The sequence below is a fragment of the Streptomyces sp. NPDC007095 genome, from assembly GCF_040634475.1.
GTDB lineage: Bacteria > Actinomycetota > Actinomycetes > Streptomycetales > Streptomycetaceae > Streptomyces.
In genome coordinates, this window is record NZ_JBEYFS010000437.1 from 1 (window position 1) to 4,260 (window position 4,260).

Here is a 4,260-nt window from a genome sequence, read left to right on the forward strand (position 1 = left end):
TACGCGACGACATCCACGAAGCCTTCCTCAGCCTGGCCTGCAGCATCATCTGCTGGCGACGACTGAGGAACCTCTCACTTTGTTAGGAGTTCTAACTGCTACGCCCTTGGGAAGAATCCGACGCACCAGCGTTCCTGTCTGCTTATCAGGATGATGAGATCCGCCGCTGGCACACCCGTCGGCCCTGCACCGAACTCCAGGTCCGGGAATGGTTCGACACATACCGCCAGGACTGGAAACACGAGAAGGGCGGCCACTGGGCGATCACTCGCGACGGCGACGAAGTACTCGGCCGGATCGCACTACGCGGACTGGACTTCGACGACGGCATAGCCGGCGCGGCCTACTGGGTGCTCCCGGCAGCCCGCGGCGCCGGAGTGGCCTCGCAAGGCCTCGGGGCGCTCACCGCCTGGGCCCTGAACGAAATCGGCTTCCACCGGCTGGAGCTGGACCACTCCACCCGCAACCACGCCTCCTGCAGGGTCGCTACCAAGTCCGGCTACCTCCTGGAAGGCACCAAGCGCAGCGCAGCTGTGCATGACGACGGCCGACACGACATGCATTTGCATGCCCGCATCCGAGGCGACTGAGCCTTCCCAATCTCGTGACAAGCGCCGCCACCGAGTGCCGACGTCCTGATCAACCGCCTACCTGGACACCCCACCGACACCGCCCGGTGGTCCCAGATCAAACCGCCCTCCGGAGCCACTTCACAACGCCTGATCTTCACGAATCAATCGTGAACTGGGGCCAGTTGGGGTCGCCTCGGTGGGGCCGCTGAACGTCGTCCTAGCCAACTGTGGGGGAGGGGCGACGTCGTGTCCGCCCCTCGGCGGGGCCGTCAAGACCAGTGCCACACCTGGTTGGCGCTGCCCGCGCATCCGAAGCCCTGGACCCGCTGACCGTCCTACCCGGAAGTGGAGGCCTCCGCGTCCAGACAGAAGCCGTCCGGGACGCTGACCAGCGTTCCGCCACCGCCCAGCTGCCGTGTCTGGGCCCTCAGCCCGTCGCAGCTCGTGGCCTGTATCCCCTGGCCGTTGTGGCCGGTCGCGCCGGCGTCGGCGTCCAGGTAGAGATGGCTGCCCTGATTGACGACGCGGTACTGGGAGCCCTGCCCGGCCACACGGTACAGGGCCCACTTCTGGACGTCCGTGCCGTTGCACCCCCACACCTGGACATCCGAGCCGCGTTTGTCGAGACACCGGGCGACCGAGACGGCATTGACGCTCTCGGTCGCCGTGACCGAGCTGGCCCGGATGGTTCCGCGAGGCAGGGCGTACAGGAGCTTCTTGGTCTGCGCGTCGACCTTGCCGTCGACGGTGAGGCCGGTCTCGGTCTGGAAGGCCCTGACCGCGGCGACGGTCGCGGCGTCGAATTCCCCGCTGACCGGGACGTAGAGACCATGGTCGTCGAGGAGGAGTTGCAGGGACCCTGCGTGGTGGGTCCTTCGGTGCCGCCGTACTCGGCGACTGTTTCGCCTGTTTCGCCGCCTGGTCCGCCTGCGACGGGGAGGACGTCGCCGCCTTCTGTGAACTGCTGGGCGTGGAGGCCGGATTGTCCGCCACGGTCGCCGACGTGTCCGGCCCGTGGGCGGCCGTCGCGGAGGAGTGGCTCCGCGGCAACAGTGCCACGGTGACGGCCGCGCCGGCCGCGACACATAGCGTGGCAGCTGCGCCCACGATCAGCTCCCTGCGCCTCCCGGGAGCGGGGGTGGCAGGGGAACCGGAGGCGACGGAGCCGACGGGAGGATCCGCGGGTGGCGCGGGGCGGCGGGTCGTCCATCGAGGAGGGGTGCCCTTTTCGGCGCGGACCGTGCCGGTCGCTCGGTCGGCGCGGGGAACTGGTGCCCGATGGCGGTCCGGAACACCGTCTCCGGTGAGGGGCGCGATTCGGGCTCCTTGTCCAGGCAGGTGCGGATGAACGCGGCCAGTTCCGTGTCGACGGCCGCCGCGCCCGCGTCACCAGCCCCGACGAGGACGACGGCGAGCGGACCCACGAACGCAGAACCCCACGGTCCGCGTCGGAGACGGCCAACGGCAGGGCGACAGGCACAACACAGGGACGGACCCGGCAGAACGACTCACCTCCGCTGCCACATGGCACCCGGGCCGGCGGCTGTGCGTGGCGGGCAGGCCAAGCCAGGGTCGAGCCGTGAGGCGACTGTTAGGAAGTACCCGAAGCAGCGCGTCCTTCACCTCACCGTCCTTCACCTCACACTGTGAAAGTGACGGCTTCCAACCGGAGCGACTTGCCCATGGTTCCGGCTGTTACGTCGCTACCAGACCTACCGCACTGCGCGCCTTGCCATCCGATGTTCTGGACGTGCGAGTTGACGCAGACAGTGCCTGTGCCGACATTCAGCGTAAAAGCCTCCAAGCGCAGCGACAGCCCAGTGGTTCCGATGTAGAGGTTGACATCGTCAGGAACAGTTTTCCCACTGGCTTCCCACCCGGCGTTCTGGATATACCCCCTGGCTGTCACCTCGTCGACGCCGGCCACGGAAATGTTAATGGCTTCAATGGCGCGCGCTTGCCCGACCGTACCCGCCATAGCGCCATCGCACACCGGACTCTTCCAGCCGATATCGCTCACGTGAACCCGATAGCATATGTGACGACCAGGACTACTTGCGGCCAGTTTCTCAACCGCGGCTGCCGCGGTGCCCGCTGGAGGTGGAGCGTTTTTCTTCTCACCTTTCGATTTCTTCTTCGGCATTGCGGATCCAGCAGCTATCGCACTCTTACTGCTGCGGGCAACCTTGGCCGCAACGGTGGGCGCGGCAGACGGACTTTTATCGGCACTCTTCGCCTTACTGCCTTCCTTGGGCGAAGGCGAAGGCGAAGGCGAGAATGAGGTCGGTTCAGAAATGGGATCGCCGGGCTGTTCGAAGGTCGGGATGGTGTTACCCTGGGTTGCCCCGGAGGTGAGGTTGGACGTCTTTTTGTCACCGTTCCCCAACAAAAGAATTGGGGCTACTATCAGCATTGTTCCGGCGATTGCGAGACCTGCCAGTATCGGCTTCTTCGAGCCAGGCATGGCCGGTTTCCCTCGTTCGGTCTCGGCCTCCGCACCCCGTAGAGGCAGAGAAATTTCCCCTTCCTCAGGCCCTATTAGTGCTCCATCGTCGACAGGCGGTTCAATCGCGAGTGGCTCGTCACGGACCGCTGATTCCGGAATTCCTTGCTCCGGCTTCATTCCAGAGCGCTCCGGGACTGCACGAGACCGAGACTGCTGCGCCCGGGCCTCCTGCGGAGCAGGTGGGGCGCTTTCGAGCCTCTCCGCGTCTGCCGTGCCCTGCGGAACCAAGGCATTGCCGGGGTCCCCGGCCATATCGGCCACAGGGGCGGCCAGCCAGGCGGTCGCCGGGGAGATAGCACTGGCTTCAGTCGACGTGCCGCCGGATGTTTCATGCTGACCGGGCATCCTCGGGTCCCCTTCTCCTTCATCGCAGATGGCGCCTCGACTTTAGGCGACACTGGATCAACCGACACCATGACTGGACGAACGGGCCGACTATTTTGGCCATACGGACATTCATCGTCGGCTCCGAGGTCACTCCAAACCTAAAGGGAGTTTTAACCCCATATAGCACCCTGTCGGTGCGGTAATCGCGCACGGCTTGAAGGAACTCCGCTCCTATCCCACATCGCGCGAATTCTGGTTTACAGTTCCTCCGCCACCGATACCGGTGTTGTTGTCGGTGCTGGTGGTCGCGGGTGGTGGTGAAGGTGTCGCGTCACCGCGTTGATCCGACGGCGCGTCTCAACCTCGCTCACGCACATCGCGATGCTGCGCCAGCGGCTCCTCAAACTGCTGTTCACAGGACGCCGGCATCCGGGCCTTCCTCATATCGCACACAACCGATGAAAAAACTCCACCGCATGGTCGCCCTCAGCACCAACAAGCCGGGCAGGTCCTGTCTGTACATACGAGGTGATCTGCACGTACGTCCGCAGACGACCTCCGACAGCGTGTCGCTCGCTGCAGCCGGCGCCGGTGCTCAGGGTGCCGACGTGAAGTCCTGACCGGACTGGCGGTGCTGACCCGCCTGCCAGCGTCAACCGCGCGGCCGTGCGGTCGTCGCGCGCCACACGCCGACATCTCCTGGCCAGAGTGGCGGTGTTATGCCGAATGGCTGCAGAGTCGTGGAGAGACGGCGGTCACTCTTGTCGCCGCCGCGCGCGCCAACGCGGCCCCGGCGACGCTGCTGCACGAGGCGTACGAACTGTTCGGCGAGACCGGGGCCGCGCTGTGGCGTTT

General features: G+C 65.6%; 5 protein-coding genes. 3 read left to right on the forward strand and 2 right to left on the reverse strand.

Features of this window, described 5'->3' with window-relative positions; translation table 11 throughout:
• Positions 1-134: 134 nt before the first annotated feature.
• A complete protein-coding gene (locus ABZ656_RS56785) occupies positions 135-590 on the forward strand; it encodes a GNAT family N-acetyltransferase (RefSeq protein WP_360280421.1) in 456 nt (151 codons plus the stop codon).
• Positions 591-907: 317 nt separating this feature from the next.
• Here ABZ656_RS56785 and ABZ656_RS56790 read toward each other — a convergent pair whose 3' ends face one another.
• The gene (locus tag ABZ656_RS56790) at positions 908-1,657 is read right to left on the reverse strand and encodes a peptidoglycan-binding protein (protein WP_360280412.1); all 750 of its coding nucleotides are present in this window, start codon (positions 1,655-1,657) and stop codon (positions 908-910) included.
• A gap of 554 nt (positions 1,658-2,211) precedes the next feature.
• The gene (locus ABZ656_RS56795) at positions 2,212-3,036 is read right to left on the reverse strand and encodes a hypothetical protein (RefSeq protein ID WP_360280415.1); all 825 of its coding nucleotides are present in this window, start codon (positions 3,034-3,036) and stop codon (positions 2,212-2,214) included.
• Between the two features lie 845 nt (positions 3,037-3,881).
• Between ABZ656_RS56795 and ABZ656_RS56800 the strand changes: the two genes are divergently transcribed.
• Positions 3,882-4,025 (forward strand): hypothetical protein, encoded by a 144-nt coding sequence (locus tag ABZ656_RS56800; protein WP_180362806.1) that lies wholly within the window; start codon positions 3,882-3,884, stop codon positions 4,023-4,025.
• Between the two features lie 11 nt (positions 4,026-4,036).
• Positions 4,037-4,260 (forward strand): hypothetical protein (locus ABZ656_RS56805; protein ID WP_360280418.1); only part of this gene is annotated, 224 nt, incomplete at its 3' end.